Here is a 17,019-nt window from a genome sequence, read left to right on the forward strand (position 1 = left end):
CCCGGAATCCACCATGCACTTCATGACCGCCCTCAAGGGCGCCTGGCAGCAGCGCAACAGCCTGCTGTGCGTCGGGCTCGACCCGGACCCCGCCCGTTTTCCCGCCCACCTGCAGGGCCGGCCGGATGCGATCTTCGAGTTCTGCAAGCAGATCGTCGATGCCACGGCCGACCTCGTGTGCTGCTTCAAGCCGCAGATCGCCTACTTCGCGGCGCGGCGCGCCGAGGAGCAGCTCGAAGCGCTGATCGACCACATCCACGAACGCCATCCCGCCACCCCCGTGGTGCTGGATGCCAAGCGCGGCGACATCGGCAGTACCGCCGAGCAATATGCGGTAGAGGCCTTCGAGCGCTTCCGTGCTGACGCGATTACGGTCAATCCCTACATGGGGCGCGATTCGGTTGAGCCCTACCTGGCCTATCCGGACAAGGGCGTGATCCTGCTGTGCCGGACATCGAACCCGGGCGGCTCAGATCTGCAGTTTCTCGATGTCGGTGGCGAAAAGCTGTATGAGCGCGTGGCGCGGCTGGTGGCGGAAGACTGGAACGCGAGCGGCAACTGCGGGCTGGTGGTCGGCGCGACCTTCCCGGCCGAGATCGCCCGTGTACGCGAGTTGACCGGCGACATGCCGCTGCTGGTGCCGGGCATCGGTGCCCAGGGTGGTGATATCGCCGCCACGATGCAGGCCGGACGCACCGCCGACGGCTTCGGGCTGATGATCAACTCCTCGCGCGCCATCCTGTATGCGGGCAAGGGCGAGGATTTCGCCAGCGACGCGCGCCGGGTGGCGCTTGAGACGCGCGACGCGATCAATGCGCAGCGCTGATACGGGGGTGGCATGAAATACCACGACCTGCGTGACTTCATTGCCCAACTCGAAGTGCGCGGCGAGCTCAAGCGCATCTGCATTCCGGTCGACACCCATCTCGAAATGACCGAGATCGCCGACCGCGTACTGCGTGCTGGCGGGCCGGCGCTGCTTTTCGAGAAGCCGATGACCCGTGGTGTGCCGCAGGACATTCCAGTGCTCGCCAACCTGTTCGGCACGCCCGAACGGGTGGCCTATGGCATGGGGGAAGACCTCAAGGAAGGTGGCTGGCAAGCGCCTTTGCGCGAAGTCGGCAAGCTGCTGGCCTTCCTCAAGGAGCCCGAGCCACCCAAAGGTCTGAAGGACGCGTGGGAGAAGTGGCCGGTACTCAAGCAGGTCATGAACATGTCGCCGAAGGAAGTGCGCTCCGCGCCCTGTCAGGAGGTGGTGCGGGAGGGCCAGGACGTCGACCTCGGCCGCTTGCCGATCCAGCACTGCTGGCCTGGCGATGCTGCGCCACTGATCACCTGGGGGCTGGTGGTGACGCGCGGGCCGAACAAGAAGCGGCAGAACCTGGGGATCTATCGCCAGCAGGTGCTGGGGCCGAATCGCGTCATCATGCGCTGGCTGGCGCATCGCGGTGGCGCGCTGGATTTTCGCGACCATCAGCTGGCGCATCCGGGTGAGCCGTTCCCGGTTGCGGTGGTGCTGGGCTGCGACCCCGCGACCATCCTCGGCGCGGTGACGCCGGTGCCGGACGCGATTTCCGAGTACCAGTTTGCCGGTCTGTTGCGTGGATCGAAAACGGAACTGGTCCGCTGTGTCGGCTCGGATCTGCAAGTGCCGGCCTCGGCCGAGATCGTGCTCGAAGGCGTGATTCATCCTGACGACACGGCGCCCGAGGGGCCGTATGGCGACCATACCGGCTATTACAACGAGGTCTCCGAGTTTCCGGTGTTTACCGTCGAGCGCATCACCATGCGGCGCCAGCCGATCTATCACTCGACCTATACCGGCAAGCCGCCCGACGAGCCGGCGATGCTCGGGCTCGCGCTCAACGAGGTTTTCGTGCCGCTGCTGCAGAAGCAGTATCCGGAAATCGCCGATTTCTACCTGCCGCCCGAGGGGTGTTCCTACCGCCTCGCGGTGGTGTCGATCCGCAAGCAGTATCCAGGGCACGCCAAGCGGGTGATGTTCGGTATCTGGAGCTTCCTGCGCCAGTTCATGTACACGAAGTTCATCATCGTAGTCGATGATGACGTCAATGTGCGCGACTGGAAAGAAGTGATCTGGGCGCTCACCACCCGCATGGATGCGACCCGCGACACTACGCTGGTGGATAACACCCCGATCGACTACCTGGATTTCGCTTCGCCGGTCGCGGGGCTGGGCAGCAAGATGGGGCTCGATGCGACGAACAAGTGGGCGGGTGAAACCAATCGTGAATGGGGCCGTCCGATTGTCATGGATGACGCCGTCAAGCAGCGCGTCGATGCGATGTGGGCCGATCTCGGCCTGTAAGACCGCAGACCCATATGGCCAACCGGAGGATGATCTGATGGCACGACCCGACTACACCGCCGCACCCCTGCAGTACGGGCAACCGAGCGAAAACCTGGTGACGCTGACCCATCTGATCTATGCGCTGCATGCGTTTGCCCTGTTTACCGGTGTGGCCACGTCCGCCACCATCCTTGGCAGCTTCATCGCCAGCCTGCCGTCGATTGCGGCGGTGGCGATCAACTACATCAAGCAGGGTGCGGTGCGAGACACCTGGCTCGAGAGCCATTTTCGCTGGCAGATCCGGACGTTCTGGTTCGCGGTGCTGTGGGTGCTGATCGCGATTGCGCTGATCGTCAGCATCGTCGGCTTTCCGGTTGCCCTCGTGGTGCTGGCGGTGACCAGCCTGTGGGTGTTGTATCGGATCGTGCGTGGGTGGTGGGCCCTGACACAACGCGAAGCGCTGCCGATGGACTGATTGCTCCGCAGCAGGGGTCAGTTGCTGCCGGCCCACACCCATTCGAGCAATGCGTCCTGGGCGGCGCGGGAGCTCGCAGCCTCTGCATGATTGACCAGCATCACCACGACATGACGCCTGCCTTGATGGTCGAGCACGTAACCGGCAATGGCGCGCACGCCGTTGATGGTGCCGGTCTTGATATGAGCGCGGCCGCGCGCGGGGCTGTCGGTCAGGCGCTTGCGGGCGGTGCCGTCTTCGCCCGCGATCGGCAGTGCCGCAATGAATTCCGCCATCCACGGCCGCTGCCATGCCGCCATCAGCAGCTGTCCCAGGGCGTCGGCACGAACGCGTTCGCTGCGTGACAGGCCTGCGCCGTTCTCGATGACCAGTCCCACCGTCTGTATGCCAGCCGCCGCGAGTTGTGCCTGTGCCACTACCGCACCCGCGGCGACCATGTCCTGCGCACGGTCGGCGTCGGTGCTGCCGAGGTCGGCCAGCAACTGGCGGGCGATGATGTTGCTCGACCATTTGTTCATGTCATGCACGACTTCCGCCAGGGGGGGCGAGTCGTCGGTCAGCAGCGTGCGCGCGATGCCCGTGGTGGTGCCGGTGCGTACCTGGCCTTGCAGTTTTCCGCCGATTTCGCGCCACAGTCCGGAGATCATGGCTTTGCCGAAATCCTCGGGGGGAAGGGGCGCTGCGCTCCAGTTGCGAGGTCCGCAGCTGGCCGGCAGGCTGCCGCTCAGCACCAGGCGCGGGCCCGGCTCGAGGCGGGCCTCGAGATCCCGGTACCAGACATCGCAGGTCGCCTCCGACGTCACCAGACGGTTGTCGATCGTGATGCCGGCAAGGGGTGGCTCACTGGCCACGGTGACGCTGGCACTCTTGTCGACGCCCGGGAAGAGCGCCAGCTGCAGGGTGTTGTAATGCAGCAGGAGTCCGTAGGGGCCGCTGTTATAGGGACGCAGTCCGCGTCCGTCGAAGGCGTCGGGGTCGTGATGGGGAAGTTTGAGTACCGAGGCGTCGAGCACGATGTCACCGCCAATGGTGTCGATGCCCAGCGCCCGAAGTCGGCGCAGGAGTTTCCATATCCGTTCGTATGAGAGCACTGGATCACCGCCTCCGACGATGTTCAGGTCGCCCTGAAGGACGCCGTGTCGGATGGTGCCGCTGGTGCTGATGCGGGTTTGCCAGGTGTAGGTCGGGCCAAGCCGTTCAAACCCTGCGAAGGCCGTGACCAGCTTCATCACCGATGCTGGATTCATCGGAACATCGGCATTGATCGCCAGCGTGGGGCCCGGCGCATCGACCGGTTGTACCCAGATGGCCACCGCTTCGAGCGGGACATGCGCCTGATCGAGGGCCTGGCGGACGCTGAAGGGGGCGGTGGACAGTACGTCGGCCAAGGCACTTCCGGTCGTGCCGAGGATAATCATTGCGGCGCTCAGGCGTGCGAAGATGTATGCGCGACGGACAATGAGTGCGGAATGTCTGGACATGGTCGATTAAGGTGAGGCAGGGCATCTGCCTGCGGTTAGAATGACTGCTCTAGCAATGTGCACGGCCATTGAATGACATTCTAATGGTCAGGGCCGGAAAGGGTGTCAATCGATGAGTGGATTTGGGCACTACGCCCAGACGGCCAGGGAACTGGAGCGGGAGATCTTCAAGCGCGGACTGTTGATCGGTGTCAACTGGGACGATCCTGCCCAGCTGCGGGCCCTCGCCCATGAGGCTTTGACCTGCTCGTCAGCGTGCCGAATGGATCTGTTGCGCAATGCCGACATGAAGACGCGTGGCCGGGGGGAGCTTTTTGCGCTCGCGGAGATGATGTTCGACACCATGCGTCAAAGCGCGCAGATCGGTGTGCACACGCAGGGCGGGGACGTGTGGAAAGCGTTGGGCCGGGCGCTGTACGAAGAATCGGAGCGCCTGGGCAAGGGAGCGGCGAAATGACCGTCTGCGAGGCAGACGGCCACTCGGCAGTTCAGTCCAGGGTGCGTTCAAGCGCGTACAGTGATTCGACGGTTTCACGCTGCCGAACCAGATGCGCCGTGTCGCCGTCCACAATGACTTCGGCTGCACGCGCACGCGTGTTGTAGTTCGAGCTCATGGTCATGCCGTAGGCGCCGGCCGAAAGCAGCGCGATCAGATCGCCTTCGGCAAGAGCCAGACTGCGCTGGCGGGCGAGGAAGTCGCCGCTTTCGCAGATCGGGCCGACGATGTCGTAGTCCTGCGGCGGAATGTCGCGTGCACTGACTGCGACCACGTCATGATAGGCATCGTAGAGCGCGGGACGGGCGAGGTCGTTCATTGCCGCATCGACGATGGCGAAGTTCTTCTCTTCACCCGGCTTCAGGTATTCGACCCGCGTCAGCAGCAGCCCGGCATTGCCTACCAGCGAGCGTCCCGGTTCGAAGCACAATTCTTCGCTGCGGCCCTCGAACACCTTCAGCAACGGGCCGAGGTAGTCTTCGACTGCAGGCGGGGTCTCGTCCCGGTAACGAATGCCAAGGCCGCCGCCAAGATCGATATGGTCGAGGCGGATGCCCTCTGCGGCGAGCCGATCCACCAGGCCCAGTACCTTGGAAGCCGCCTCGGCCATCGGCGCAGGGTCGAGCAATTGTGAGCCGATGTGGCAGGCAATGCCGCTGATCCGGAGGTGGGGCAGGGCCGCCGCGCGCCGATAGAGATCGAGTGCCTGGTCGAAGGCGACGCCGAATTTGTTGCTCTTCAGTCCGGTGGAGATGTATGGATGCGTCTTCGGATCGACGTCCGGATTGACCCGCAGTGCGATGGGGGCCTGCTTGCCGAGCTTGCCGGCGACATCGTTCAGACGTTCGATCTCGGCGGCGGATTCGACGTTGAAACAGCGGATGCCTGCTTCGAGCGCCTGGCGCATCTCTTCACGGGTCTTGCCCACACCGGAGAACACCACCTTGCCCGGGGCACCGCCTGCCGCGATGACGCGCGCCAGTTCACCACCGGAAACGATGTCGAAACCGGCGCCGAGAGCGGCAAAAACCGACAGGATGCCCAAGTTGGAGTTCGCTTTTACCGCGTAACATACCAGTGCCGGGCGGCCATCGAGCGCCTTGCGATAGGCGTCGAAAGCACTGGTCAGTGCAGCACGGGAGTACACGTAGGTTGGCGTGCCGAAGCGATCCGCGATGCTCGACAAGGCGACCCCTTCCAGCAGGAGTTCGTCATGAGGGCGGGTAAGCGTGGGGGTCGGGAAAGCGTTGTTCATCTGCTCGGGGTCGGAATCGAAGCGGGGTTGAAGTCGGGTTTGCTATTATTGCCGCCCGCATTCTGGTTCTCGGCGGGTTGTGGCGCCTGGGGCGGTTTGGGCATGTACAGCGGCGCCTTGATGCCGCAGGCAGTCAGGAGCAGTGCGCTGGTCAGCGTCACTGCGGGAATCATCGCTCGCATGGCCGTTTTTGGGGAAAAGACGGAATGCTAACAGAAGGAGTCGATATGGAAGAATCCGCGTTCAATGCGCTGGCAGAGGCCGAATTGTCAAGAATCGAGTCGGCCCTTGAAAGCTGCGGGGTGGACATCGACATCGAACTCAAGCCGGGCGGCATTCTCGAGATCGAATTCGACAATGGCAGCAAGGTCATCATCAATCGCCATACCGCTGCGCGTGAAATCTGGGTGGCGGCCAAGTCAGGCGGTTTTCACTTTCGTCCCGAAGGGGGCCAGTGGATTGCAGGCCGCGATGGCGCCGAGCTCTACGCCGTGATTTCTCGCGTCGTCGGCGAGCAGGCGGGCGAGAAGGTGATCCTGAGTCCCGCCGCCTGATCGGGTGCGCATCAGCGCCTGATCGGTGTCGGCATGCGGTCGACGACGGGTGCCGGGGTTTGCATCTGCGGAACCGGTCGCGGCACGGGCGCTGCGGCCGGGATGGCCTCTTCGGGTGCTTCGGCCGGTGCAGCATTGCTGGAGAACAGACGCTCGAGCCAGTTCGGCTCGGGAATGAGCGCCGGCGGTGCATTCTCGGCATAGTAATAGTCCACCCGGCTGCCGTCCCCGACGGGGGCGCTCTCAAGACCGGCTGGCCGGGCAAGCGCCTTTTCCGGGACATCCTTGAGCGCCGAACGCATGTAATTGATCCAGATCGGCAGCGCTGCCGCGCCCCCCGTTTCGCCGCGGCCCATGTTCTTGGGCTGGGAGAAGCCCATCCATGCAACGGCGACCAGATCCGGGTTGTAGCCGCAGAACCAGGCGTCGAGGTAATCGTTGGTGGTGCCGGTCTTGCCCGCAATGTCGTTGCGATTGAGGCTGCGCGCGCGCGCCCCGGTGCCCCGGCGCACGACATCCTGAAGCATCGAATCCATCAGCCAAGCATTACGCGGATCAATGACGCGAGGTGCGCTTTCGCCGGCGACGGGCGGATCAGTCCTCGCGATCAGCTTGCCGCTGCCGTCCTGGATCTCCTTGATGATATAGGGGTCGATCCGGTAGCCGCCGTTGGCAAAGACCGAATAGCCGGTCGCCATCTCCCAGGGCGTGGCCGACCCGGCGCCGAGGGCCATGGTCAGATAGGGCGGTGTGCGAGCGGGATCGAAGCCGAAACGACTGACGTAATCCTGTGCATAGGTCGGGGTGATGTTCTGCAGCAGGCGAATCGAAGCCATGTTCTTGGAACGTGCCAACGCGTCGCGCAGGGTCATCAGTCCGTCGAACTTGCCGTCGTAGTTCTGTGGCTCCCATGCCTGGGAGCCTGTCTCTCCGGCCGGAAAGTACAGCGGCGCATCTTCGATCAGGGAGCCTGGCGAAAAGCCGCGTTCGAAGCCCGCCGAGTAAATGAAGGGCTTGAAGCTTGAGCCGGGCTGGCGCTGTGCCTGGGTGGCATGGTTGAACTTGTTGCGGTCGAAGTCGAACCCGCCAACGAGTGCGCGCACGGCGCCGGTATGCGGGTCGACTGACACCAGTGCCGCCTGCACGTCCGGTACTTGCACGATCTCCCAGCCCTTGTCGCCATTGTCTCGCACCCGAACCACCGCGCCGCGCCTGATCCGGCGCGTTTGCGGGGCCTTGTCGCTCAACATCGGCGCGGCAAAGCGCAACCCGTCGCCGGCAATGGTGATGATGCCGGCATCACGAAAAACCTTCACCGTCGTTGGCGATGCATCGACGACGATTGCACCGACCAGGTCATCGTAATCGGGTGTGTCGGCCAATGCCTCTTCCAGCGTCTCGGTGTCGAGTGCACCGGCCGGCAGTTCGATGAAGCGCTCGGGGCCACGATAGCCATGGCGCCGGTCGTAGTCCATCACCCCTTTGCGCAACGCGGTATAGGCCGCCTCCTGATCCGCTCTGGTGATGGTGGTGATGATCTTGATGCCGAGCTGGTAAGCCTCTTCGCCAAACTGCTCGACCGCGATTTGCCGGGCCATCTCGGCGACGTAGTCGCCGTGCATGGGGGTGCCATTTCCCCCACTGCGTGCGACACTCCCGGACTGGGTACGCAGTGGTTCCTTGATGGCCTTGTCGTAAGTGGCCTGATCGGTGAAACCGGCCTCCACCATCCGGCGTAATACGTACTGTTGCCTGAGCGTGGCGCGCTTGGGGTTTACGATCGGGTTGTATGCGGAAGGCGCCTTTGGAAGGCCCGCAAGCATTGCAGCTTCCGCCGTGGTGATTTCGGCGAGCGGCTTGCCGAAGTAGGCGCGGGCGGCTGCAGAGAAGCCGTATGCGCGCTGCCCCAGATAGATCTGGTTGATGTAGAGCTCAAGGATCTGATCCTTGCTGAGGTTGCGCTCGATCTTGAGCGCAAGCAATATTTCGTAAAGCTTGCGGTTGTACGTTTTTTCGCGGGACAGGAAAAAGTTGCGTGCAACCTGCATGGTGATGGTTGACGCGCCTTGCCCGCGACCACCGGAGGTAAGGTTGGCGAGCGCGGCGCGGGCAATTCCGATCGGATCGATGCCCGGATGTTCATAGAAGCGCTCGTCTTCGGCGGCAAGAATGGCGTGCTTGAGGACGGCTGGCACATCCTCGATCTTGACCACCGAGCGGCGCTCCTCGCCGAACTCGCTGATCAGATGGCCATCGGCGGTATAGATGCGAAGCGGAATGCGGGGGTGGTAGTCGGTCAAAGCCTCGAGCGACGGCAGATTGGGCCAGGCCAGAATGGAGACAGCTGCCAGCGTGGCCAGCCCGAGCGTCGCCAGCGCGGTGAGCGCGGCGACGGGATAAAGGACCCAGCGCATTTATTTGTCCGGGGAAGTGGAATAGTCGCGCATTATATAAGGCGAAATCTGCGGTGACTGTGTTGGCTACGGATTGATGCAAATTGATGCAAATTGCTTTACACCACGTGCGCTTGTTGCTAGGATTTGAGAGCCTTATTCAGCATTGGCGCCTAACATAAAGAAATTTAAGGGTTTTCTTTGTGATTGACTTCTCAATATTCGGTTCGAAGGCGCGACAGCTCGCAGGGCTGGATATCTCTTCATCATCGGTGAAGATGGTAGAGCTCGTGGAGAGTGAGAAAGGCGGCTATCGCCTGGAGCGATATGCGATCGAGCCCCTGCCGCGTGATGCGGTGGTGGATGGCAATATCGCCAATCTCGACGCGGTCACCGAAGGCGTCAAACGCCTTGGCAGACGCTTCGGCACCGGCGTCAAGAACGTGGCAATGGCATTGCCGGCGGCATCGGTCATCACCAAGAAGATCATCCTTCCCGAAGGTCTGCGCGAACAGGAGATGGAGCTTCAGGTCGAGTCCGAAGCCAATCAATACATCCCCTTTGCGCTGGATGAGGTCAATCTCGATTTCCAAGTCATCGGTCCGGCTCCAGGTAATCCGGGTGAGGTGGAGGTGCTGATTGCCGCGTCGCGCAAGGAGAAGGTCGAAGATCGCGTGGCTGTTGCGCAGTCATGTGGCCTGAAGGCCGTGGTGCTCGATGTCGAGTCACTCGCGATCGAGTCGTCCTTCGGCCTGGTCAGCAAGCAGTTGCCCGGTGGTGGTGCCGGTAAGGTCGTGGCGCTGATCGATATCGGGGCATCCGCGATGAACGTGTCGGTGTTGCGCGACGGCCAGCAGGTGTATTCCAGAGAGCAGGCCTTCGGCGGCTATCAACTGACTCAGGATATCGCGCGGCAGTACGGCATGAGTGTGGAAGAGGCCGAAGCGGCCAAGCGTTCGGGCAGTCTGCCCGAGGACTACGCCCGCGATCTGCTGCGACCGTTCATGGACAGTCTTGCGCTTGAAGTGTCGCGTGCATTGCAGTTTTTCTTCACATCGACGCAGTACAACCAGGTCGATTACCTCGTACTCGCAGGTGGTTGTGCTGCCATGCAGGGCCTTGCGGAGGTCGTCGGCGGGCGTACGCAGGTCGAGACCATCGTAGCCAATCCGTTCGCTGGAATGGCGCTCTCCTCGAAGGTTCGCCCCAAAAATCTGCTGGCTGATGCGCCGTCATTGATGGTGGCGTGTGGTCTGGCATTGCGGAGATTCGACGCATGATCCGGATCAACCTGCTGCCCCATCGCGAGGAAAAGCGCAAGGAGCGGCGTCAGCAGTTCTACACCATCGCCGGCGGGATGGTCCTGCTCGGTGCGGCGATCGCCCTGCTTGTCCATACGATTTATGCAGGCTATATAGAGCGCCAGGAAAGCAAGAATGCGTTCTTTAAGGCGGAGATCGCCAGGCTCGACAAGGACATCGCCGAGATCAAGCGACTGCGCGAACAGATCGATGCCTTGCTGGCGCGCAAACAGGTCATCGAATCGCTGCAGGGTAGCCGTGCCGAAACGGTTCACCTGTTCAATGAACTGGCAGAACGGATGCCCGATGGTGTTTACCTGAAATCGGTCAGGCAGGCGGCGCAGAAGGTGACGCTGGTGGGATATGCCCAGTCCAATGCACGTGTTTCCAGTCTGATGCGCGCCCTCGACGAATCGCCCTTCCTGCAGGATCCGGGGCTGGTCGAGGTCAAGGCTGCCACGGTTAATGCGCGCAGGGTGAGTGAATTCACGCTGAATATCAGCATCGAGAAGCCGGCGGTCGAGAATGCGCAGACCGGCAAGGAGGGTGGGCGATGAAGTCCGGTGAGGTGCTCTCCAGTATTCGTTCTTTCGATCTCAATCGCCTTCAGCAGGATTTCCAGAATCTCGATCCCAACGATCCTGGGGTGTGGCCGCTTGCGCCCCGGGTTGCCGTCTTCGTGATGCTGTTTGTGGCGACAATTGCAGCGGCGTGGTGGTTCGACTGGAGCGAGCAGGCCGTGGTCCTGGAGCAGCGCGAGGCCGAGGAGCTTCAGTTGCGCCAGGATTGGCTGGCGAAGAAGCGGCTCGCGGTGAACCTGGACGAACACAAGCGTCAGCTCGCCGAAATCGATCGGCAGTTCGGTGCGCTGTTGAAGCAACTGCCCAATCGGGCCGAGATGGACTCACTGCTCTCCGATATCAACCAGGCGGGGCTCGGCCGCGGCCTGCAGTTCGAGTTGTTCAAGCCCGGTAGTGATCAGGTGAAGGACTTCTATGCCGAGATGCCCATCGATATCAAGGTGAATGGCGGTTATCACGATCTGGGTGAGTTTGCCAGCGACGTTGCCCGCATGCCGCGGATCGTGACGCTGAACAACATATCGCTCGATGCGGCGAAGGACGGCCGGCTGACACTTGAGGCAAAAGCGACAACCTATCGCTATCTCGACGAGGAAGAGTTGGCGCAGCAACGTCAGGCGGCGAAGGCAGCCCAGGGGAAAAGATGATGAGAAAATGTCTGCTTCTCGTCAGTTGCTTGCTCATAGGCGGTTGTGCCGACGATCAGGAAAATATTCAGGCCTGGATGAACGAGCAGGCTGCAGGAATGCGCGGCACGGTCAAGCCGCTGCCGGAGATCAAGCCGTTTCCGGTGGTCGATTACGAGGCATCGCTGGTTGTGGAGCCCTTCAAGCCGACCCGGATCGAACCCGAGCGCAAGACTGGCGGCGGTGGATTGCGTCCGGATCCCGATCGTCGGCGCGAGCCACTTGAGGCCTACCCGCTCGAGTCCCTGCGCATGGTCGGGGTGTTGAGCAAGGATAAGGTCACACAGGCCCTGATACAGGCGGACAAGTCCTTGTATCGAGTCAAGGTGGGCAACTATCTCGGGCAGGATTACGGCGTGATTACTGCAGTTACGGATACGTCTGTCGAATTGCGCGAATTGGTTGAGGATCTGAACGGTGACTGGGTCGAGCGCACCAGTTCGCTGCGGTTGCAGGAGCGGCAGGAGGCCGGAAAATGAGAAACAGAATCGGAACATTGCTGCTAGCAGCGCTTACGGCAGTATTGACGCCCGGTGCATCGGCATTGGCTCAGAGCACGGAGCAGGCGCAATCGGCCGGCAACCGCATCGAGGCGATGGAGGTGGCGGAGCAGGGCGGGTCGATATTTGTCAGGCTGACGCTCAAGGATCCGCTTGCTGCTCCTCCGGCCAGCTTCAGTGTTGCGAATCCTGCTCGAATCGCGTTTGATTTTCCGTCGACGGGCAATGCCCTTGGGCGAAGTGTTCAGGTCATTGAGCAGGGTGATCTGCGCAGTGCGAACATCGTGCAGGCTGGAGACCGCACGCGGGTGGTACTGAACCTCGTCAAAATGACGCCTTACGAAACCCGCGTTGATGGCCGCAGCGTCGTCATTGCGCTGACGCCGGTCAGTACGAACGCGGTATCGACATCCGTGTCTCAAGCCTATGCGAATTTTGCCGAGGCCAAACCGGTCGTCGCAGGCGGAACAAGTATTCGCGATATCAATTTCCGTCGCGGCAAGGACGGCGAAGGGCGCGTGCTTGTGCAGTTGTCGAGCCCGGAAACCGGAATCGATATTCGTCAACAGGGTGGAAATCTGGTTGTCGAGTTTCTCAAGACGGCCCTCCCGGAGCACTTGCGGCGCAAGTCGGACGTTACCGACTTTGCGACGCCGATTACTGGCATGGTGGCCCAGCAGCAGGGTGACAATGTTCGACTGGTCGTTACGCCCAACGGCCTGTGGGAGCACAACGCCTACCAGAGCGACGATCAGTTCGTGCTCGAGGTCAAGCGCGTGATCGAGGATCCCAACAAGCTGGTTCAAGGCTCGCGTGGGCGATATGAGGGTGAGAAGCTTTCGCTCAACTTCCAGAACATCGATGTGCGTTCGGTGCTTCAGGTCATCGCCGACTTCACCAATTTCAACATCATCACCTCCGATTCGGTTCAGGGTAGCCTGACCCTGCGGCTCAAGGACGTTCCCTGGGATCAGGCGCTGGATATCATCCTCCAGGCCAAGGGTCTGGACATGCGCAAGAACGGCAACGTGATCTGGATTGCACCGGGCGATGAACTCGCGGCGCGTGAAAAGCTTCAACTCGAGGCCAAGGCTCAGATCAATGATCTGGAGCCACTGGTGACAGAGAGTTTCCAGATCAATTACCACAAGGCCAAGGAGATCTTTGATTTCCTCAAGAGCAAGGATCAAACCATGCTTTCCAAGCGGGGAAGTGTGGTTGTGGACGATCGCAGCAACAAGCTCTTTGTGACCGACGTCGCGGCGCGGCTCACCTCGCTGCGGAGGCTCGTGACCGAGATCGACGTCGCGCCCCGGCAGGTTCTCATCGAGGCCAGGATTGTTGAAGCGAACAAGACGTTTGCTCGTGATCTCGGCGTCCGGCTCGGGTACGGCGACGCCAAGAACAGAAGTCTGGGTGGCGGAGCGAAGCTCGGCTTCGGTAGTTCCGAATTTGCGAGCTACAACGCGGACGGAACGATCAATACCAGCGAAACCGCGCCGCTCAACGGGGTGCTGAGGCGCATTGGTGAATCCGCGACGTCAGGAGAAGGCTTCGGTAAGACCGGTTTTGGTGTCATGAATCTCACCCTGTTCAATAGCAGCCTGACGCGCTTCCTCAATCTCGAATTGCAGGCCCTCGAATCTGACGGTCGTGGCCGCGTGGTTTCGAGTCCGCGCGTGCTGACCGCCAATCAGGTTGAAGCGAGGATCGAGCAGGGTACGGAGATCCCTTATCTCGAGGCATCGAGTTCCGGAGCGACCAGCGTTTCATTCAAGAAGGCGGTGCTGTCCCTCAAGGTCAAGCCGCAGATTACCCCTGACGGAAGGCTGCAGCTGTCGATCGAGGTCAATAAGGATCGCCCGCTGTATGAGAATGCCCTGGCCAATATCCCGCCCATCGAAACCAAGAACGTGAAGAGCGAGGTGCTGATCGAGAATGGCGGTACCGTGGTGATTGGCGGCATCTACGAAGAGGAAGATACGACCAATATCGACCGGGTGCCGGTGCTCGGCGAGCTGCCCGTCGTTGGCGCGCTGTTCAGAACCACGAGCAAGGTCGCGAACCGGAAGGAGCTGCTTGTCTTCATCACGCCTCGCATCGTCTCAGACGCGCTGACCCTCAGATAGGTCGATCCTGCTGCTACAATCCGGGGGCGGTGACTCCAGTAGGGGTTGCCGCCCTTTCGTATTCTTGAAGCCGGCGATATACGTGTGACTTGTCTGATACTGATCGGGATGATGGGGGCCGGAAAGACGACTGTGGGGCGTGAGCTTGCGAAGCGCAGACGAATGCGCTTTGCGGATTGCGACCATGAGATCGTCGCGCGCACCGGGGTCACGATTCCAACGATATTCGAGATCGAAGGTGAGGAGGGCTTCCGTCGTCGGGAGTCCCAAACACTCGAGGAGCTGACGCACGAACCCAACCTCGTGCTGGCGACTGGCGGTGGCGTCGTGCTTGACTCCGGCAATCGTGCCCTCCTGAGTCAGCGCGGTATCGTCATCTATCTCAATGTGCCTCCCCAGATTTTGTGGGAGCGTACCCGTCATGACCGCAATCGGCCTCTGCTTCGTGTCGAGAACCCGCGCCAGCGGATTGAGGAGTTGCACCGCGTGCGCGATCCGCTTTATCGGGAGGTGGCAGATCTCGTGGTCGACGGCGGTCGAGGCAATCCGGGCGCGATGGTTCGACAGATCGAAAAGGCGCTGACCTCCCTGGACAGGACTTCATGCGAACATTGAACGTAGCGCTCGGTGAGCGCGCCTACCCCATCCATATCGGTGCCAGTCTCCTCGATCGGCCTGAACTGATAGCGTCCCACCTGCGGGTACCCCGCGTGGTGATCGTAACCAATGAGATTGTCGGGCCGCTCTATCTGGCGCGTCTGCAGCATGGCTTGGAGGCTGCGGGTGTTGCTGTCAGTTCGGTGGTGCTGCCTGACGGTGAGCGCCACAAAGACTGGCAGACGCTCAATCTGGTCTTCGATGCCCTGCTCGGCAGTCGCTGTGAGCGCTCCACCACGCTGATTGCACTTGGCGGCGGGGTCGTTGGCGACATGGGGGGCTTTGCCGCCTCGTGCTATCAGCGCGGCATGCCCTTTGTCCAGGTCCCGACCACCCTGCTTGCGCAGGTGGATTCATCGGTCGGGGGCAAGACCGCGATCAACCATCCGCTGGGCAAGAACATGATCGGGGCGTTCTACCAGCCCCGGCTTGTGCTTGCAGACACCTCCGTTCTCGACACCTTGCCCTTGCGCGAACTGTCGGCCGGACTGGCCGAGGTCATCAAGTACGGTTTGATCCGGGATCCTGCATTCCTGCAGTGGCTTGAAATCAATCTCGACCGGCTCCTCGCGCGCGACCCGGAAGCGCTGGCCTATGCGATCGAACGTTCGTGCAGCAACAAGGCCGAGGTCGTGGCAGCAGACGAAACCGAACGCGGCGAGCGCGCTTTGCTCAATCTCGGGCATACCTTCGGGCACGCCATCGAGACCGGCATGGGATACGGGCAGTGGTTGCACGGCGAGGCGGTGGCGGCCGGCACGATGATGGCCGCCGAGCTGTCGCGCCGTCTCGGGTGGCTGTCGCCGGCCGATGTCGAGCGCGTCGAATCGCTGTTCCGCCGCGCTTCGCTCCCGGTTCATGGACCGGCGCTGGGTGTGGAGCGTTATCTCGAGCTCATGTCCCATGACAAGAAGGTCGAGGATGGCCGCCTGAGGCTTGTGCTGTTGCGGCAACTCGGTCAGGCCGTCATGTGGGGCGATGCGCCCGCTTCTGACCTGGCGGCGGCCATCGAGGCGCGCAGTACGTGACGGCGCGCGGCCTGGCCAGCTACGCGGTCTGCGCGGGCAATACGCGCGGGCGTCAGCATGACGAGCCGCCGCCAAGCGGTCGGGACGATTTTCAGCGCGACCGCGACCGAGTCATCCATTCAACGGCATTTCGTCGCCTCGAGTACAAGACCCAGGTATTCGTCAATCACGAGGGCGATCTGTTTCGCACGCGTTTGACCCACAGTATCGAGGTGGCGCAACTCACGCGCAGCATCTCGCGTGCGCTCGCGCTCAACGAGGATCTCGCAGAGGCGATCGCTCTCGCGCACGATCTCGGCCATACGCCCTTCGGTCACGCCGGACAGGACGCATTGAACGCGTGCATGAAGTCCCATGGCGGCTTCGAGCACAACCTGCAGTCCTTGCGCACCGTGGACCTGCTCGAAGAGCACTATGCCGCATTCGATGGTCTGAATCTGCTGTACGAGACGCGGGAGGGCGTGCTCAAGCATTGCTCCAGGGTCAATGCCGAGCAGCTTGGCGAGCTCGGGCGACGCTTTATCGAAGGAACGCAGCCTTCTCTCGAGGCTCAGCTCGCCAATCTTGCGGACGAGATTGCCTACAACAATCATGATCTCGACGATGGGCTGCGCTCGGGCCTGATTTCCCTCGAGCAACTGGACGCCGTCGACTTGTTTGCCGACTGTCGTCGCGAGGCCGAGGCGCAGTGGCCGGGGTTGCGCGGCCGTAAGCTCATCCACGAAACGATCCGGCGCATGGTGGACGGGATGGCGCTCGACCTGATTGCCCAGACCCGGATCAATATCGCCCGGGTCGGCGTAGTGACACTGGAAGATGTGCGCCGGGCGCCGCGCCTGGTGTCCTATTCAGACGCGTTGTGGCCTCGACTGCAGGCGCTCAAGGTGTTCCTGCGCGAGAATCTCTACTGGCACTATCAGGTGCTGCGCATGACCGACAAGGCGCGCCGGATCATCGAAGACCTGTTTTCTGCCTTCATGTCCGATCCCCGGCTTCTCCCGCCCCAATACCAAGCGAAGGCACGCATCGACAAGCCGCGCGCGATTGCCGACTACATCGCGGGAATGACGGACCGTTACGCCATGAAAGAGCATCGGCGTCTCTTTGCGGTCGGTGAAATACACTGATTTGTCATAGTGTTACTGCACTGCAAAAAAGGCTTGAGTCAAGCG

General features: G+C 61.8%; 17 protein-coding genes. 13 read left to right on the top strand and 4 right to left on the bottom strand.

All coding sequences use genetic code 11. The features are described 5' to 3' along the window. Window positions 1-13: 13 nt before the first annotated feature. From pyrF to J5J83_RS17660, 3 genes are read left to right on the top strand one after another with little or no spacing between them, the layout of a single operon-like run. Window positions 14-826, top strand: a complete 813-nt coding sequence (gene pyrF / locus J5J83_RS17650; RefSeq protein WP_212351260.1) for an orotidine-5'-phosphate decarboxylase — start codon at window positions 14-16, stop codon at window positions 824-826. Between the two features lie 12 nt (window positions 827-838). Continuing rightward, on the top strand, window positions 839-2,329 hold the full coding sequence (ubiD, locus tag J5J83_RS17655; RefSeq protein WP_212351261.1) for a 4-hydroxy-3-polyprenylbenzoate decarboxylase: 1,491 nt from the start codon (window positions 839-841) through the stop codon (window positions 2,327-2,329). Between the two features lie 37 nt (window positions 2,330-2,366). Then, a complete protein-coding gene (locus tag J5J83_RS17660) occupies window positions 2,367-2,786 on the top strand; it encodes a hypothetical protein (RefSeq protein ID WP_212351262.1) in 420 nt (139 codons plus the stop codon). Window positions 2,787-2,803: 17 nt separating this feature from the next. Here J5J83_RS17660 and dacB read toward each other — a convergent pair whose 3' ends face one another. Continuing rightward, window positions 2,804-4,204: a D-alanyl-D-alanine carboxypeptidase/D-alanyl-D-alanine-endopeptidase gene (gene dacB / locus J5J83_RS17665; RefSeq protein WP_212351263.1), complete on the bottom strand. Its 1,401-nt coding sequence runs from the start codon at window positions 4,202-4,204 to the stop codon at window positions 2,804-2,806. A 175-nt stretch (window positions 4,205-4,379) separates the two neighbouring features. On the opposite strand from dacB, the gene J5J83_RS17670 reads away from it, so the two are divergent. Then, window positions 4,380-4,724, top strand: coding sequence for a hypothetical protein (locus J5J83_RS17670; protein WP_212351264.1), 345 nt, complete (start codon window positions 4,380-4,382; stop codon window positions 4,722-4,724). 31 nt (window positions 4,725-4,755) lie between these two features. Here the strand turns inward: J5J83_RS17670 and lysA are convergent, their stop codons facing one another. Both lysA and J5J83_RS17680 read right to left on the bottom strand, forming a co-directional pair. After that, a complete protein-coding gene (gene lysA, locus J5J83_RS17675) occupies window positions 4,756-6,018 on the bottom strand; it encodes a diaminopimelate decarboxylase (protein ID WP_212351265.1) in 1,263 nt (420 codons plus the stop codon). Next, window positions 6,015-6,200 carry a lipoprotein gene (locus J5J83_RS17680; RefSeq protein ID WP_212351266.1) on the bottom strand — a complete coding sequence of 62 codons (186 nt, stop codon included), beginning with the start codon at window positions 6,198-6,200 and terminating at the stop codon, window positions 6,015-6,017. Before J5J83_RS17680 ends, lysA begins: the two co-directional genes overlap by 4 nt. 45 nt (window positions 6,201-6,245) lie before the next feature. Between J5J83_RS17680 and cyaY the strand changes: the two genes are divergently transcribed. After that, window positions 6,246-6,572: an iron donor protein CyaY gene (gene cyaY / locus J5J83_RS17685; RefSeq protein WP_212351267.1), complete on the top strand. Its 327-nt coding sequence runs from the start codon at window positions 6,246-6,248 to the stop codon at window positions 6,570-6,572. An 11-nt stretch (window positions 6,573-6,583) separates the two neighbouring features. Here the strand turns inward: cyaY and J5J83_RS17690 are convergent, their stop codons facing one another. Then, window positions 6,584-8,986 carry a penicillin-binding protein 1A gene (locus J5J83_RS17690; protein ID WP_212351268.1) on the bottom strand — a complete coding sequence of 801 codons (2,403 nt, stop codon included), beginning with the start codon at window positions 8,984-8,986 and terminating at the stop codon, window positions 6,584-6,586. A 182-nt stretch (window positions 8,987-9,168) separates the two neighbouring features. Between J5J83_RS17690 and J5J83_RS17695 the strand changes: the two genes are divergently transcribed. The 8 genes from J5J83_RS17695 (at window position 9,169) to J5J83_RS17730 (ending at window position 16,974) form a co-directional block, all read left to right on the top strand. Continuing rightward, entirely contained in the window at window positions 9,169-10,245 is a 1,077-nt protein-coding gene (locus J5J83_RS17695) for a pilus assembly protein PilM (RefSeq protein ID WP_212351269.1), read from the top strand. Further along, entirely contained in the window at window positions 10,242-10,823 is a 582-nt protein-coding gene (locus J5J83_RS17700) for a PilN domain-containing protein (protein WP_212351270.1), read from the top strand. Before J5J83_RS17695 ends, J5J83_RS17700 begins: the two co-directional genes overlap by 4 nt. Then, window positions 10,820-11,494 carry a type 4a pilus biogenesis protein PilO gene (locus tag J5J83_RS17705; protein ID WP_212351271.1) on the top strand — a complete coding sequence of 225 codons (675 nt, stop codon included), beginning with the start codon at window positions 10,820-10,822 and terminating at the stop codon, window positions 11,492-11,494. The genes J5J83_RS17700 and J5J83_RS17705 overlap by 4 nt, the downstream gene beginning before the upstream one ends. Next, window positions 11,494-12,012 (top strand): pilus assembly protein PilP, encoded by a 519-nt coding sequence (locus J5J83_RS17710; protein ID WP_212353367.1) that lies wholly within the window; start codon window positions 11,494-11,496, stop codon window positions 12,010-12,012. Before J5J83_RS17705 ends, J5J83_RS17710 begins: the two co-directional genes overlap by 1 nt. Beyond that, window positions 12,009-14,162: a type IV pilus secretin PilQ gene (locus J5J83_RS17715; RefSeq protein WP_212351272.1), complete on the top strand. Its 2,154-nt coding sequence runs from the start codon at window positions 12,009-12,011 to the stop codon at window positions 14,160-14,162. Before J5J83_RS17710 ends, J5J83_RS17715 begins: the two co-directional genes overlap by 4 nt. Before the next feature lie 108 nt (window positions 14,163-14,270). Then, complete coding sequence (locus J5J83_RS17720) at window positions 14,271-14,777, top strand: shikimate kinase (RefSeq protein WP_249116057.1); 507 nt, start codon at window positions 14,271-14,273, stop codon at window positions 14,775-14,777. Beyond that, window positions 14,765-15,847 (top strand): 3-dehydroquinate synthase, encoded by a 1,083-nt coding sequence (aroB, locus tag J5J83_RS17725; protein ID WP_212351274.1) that lies wholly within the window; start codon window positions 14,765-14,767, stop codon window positions 15,845-15,847. Before J5J83_RS17720 ends, aroB begins: the two co-directional genes overlap by 13 nt. Beyond that, complete coding sequence (locus J5J83_RS17730; RefSeq protein ID WP_212351275.1) at window positions 15,844-16,974, top strand: deoxyguanosinetriphosphate triphosphohydrolase; 1,131 nt, start codon at window positions 15,844-15,846, stop codon at window positions 16,972-16,974. The genes aroB and J5J83_RS17730 overlap by 4 nt, the downstream gene beginning before the upstream one ends. Window positions 16,975-17,019: the final 45 nt, after the last annotated feature.

The organism is Azoarcus sp. L1K30, assembly GCF_018122735.1.
GTDB lineage: Bacteria > Pseudomonadota > Gammaproteobacteria > Burkholderiales > Rhodocyclaceae > Parazoarcus.

Coding starts and splice junctions, on each gene's coding strand:
- pyrF (WP_212351260.1), top strand. CDS start 14: ATGCACTTCATGACCGCCCTCAAGGGCGCCTGGCAGCAGCGCAACAGC.
- ubiD (WP_212351261.1), top strand. CDS start 839: ATGAAATACCACGACCTGCGTGACTTCATTGCCCAACTCGAAGTGCGC.
- J5J83_RS17660 (WP_212351262.1), top strand. CDS start 2,367: ATGGCACGACCCGACTACACCGCCGCACCCCTGCAGTACGGGCAACCG.
- dacB (WP_212351263.1), bottom strand. CDS start 4,204: ATGATTATCCTCGGCACGACCGGAAGTGCCTTGGCCGACGTACTGTCC.
- J5J83_RS17670 (WP_212351264.1), top strand. CDS start 4,380: ATGAGTGGATTTGGGCACTACGCCCAGACGGCCAGGGAACTGGAGCGG.
- lysA (WP_212351265.1), bottom strand. CDS start 6,018: ATGAACAACGCTTTCCCGACCCCCACGCTTACCCGCCCTCATGACGAA.
- J5J83_RS17680 (WP_212351266.1), bottom strand. CDS start 6,200: ATGCGAGCGATGATTCCCGCAGTGACGCTGACCAGCGCACTGCTCCTG.
- cyaY (WP_212351267.1), top strand. CDS start 6,246: ATGGAAGAATCCGCGTTCAATGCGCTGGCAGAGGCCGAATTGTCAAGA.
- J5J83_RS17690 (WP_212351268.1), bottom strand. CDS start 8,986: ATGCGCTGGGTCCTTTATCCCGTCGCCGCGCTCACCGCGCTGGCGACG.
- J5J83_RS17700 (WP_212351270.1), top strand. CDS start 10,242: ATGATCCGGATCAACCTGCTGCCCCATCGCGAGGAAAAGCGCAAGGAG.
- J5J83_RS17705 (WP_212351271.1), top strand. CDS start 10,820: ATGAAGTCCGGTGAGGTGCTCTCCAGTATTCGTTCTTTCGATCTCAAT.
- J5J83_RS17710 (WP_212353367.1), top strand. CDS start 11,494: ATGAGAAAATGTCTGCTTCTCGTCAGTTGCTTGCTCATAGGCGGTTGT.
- J5J83_RS17715 (WP_212351272.1), top strand. CDS start 12,009: ATGAGAAACAGAATCGGAACATTGCTGCTAGCAGCGCTTACGGCAGTA.
- J5J83_RS17720 (WP_249116057.1), top strand. CDS start 14,271: ATGATGGGGGCCGGAAAGACGACTGTGGGGCGTGAGCTTGCGAAGCGC.
- aroB (WP_212351274.1), top strand. CDS start 14,765: ATGCGAACATTGAACGTAGCGCTCGGTGAGCGCGCCTACCCCATCCAT.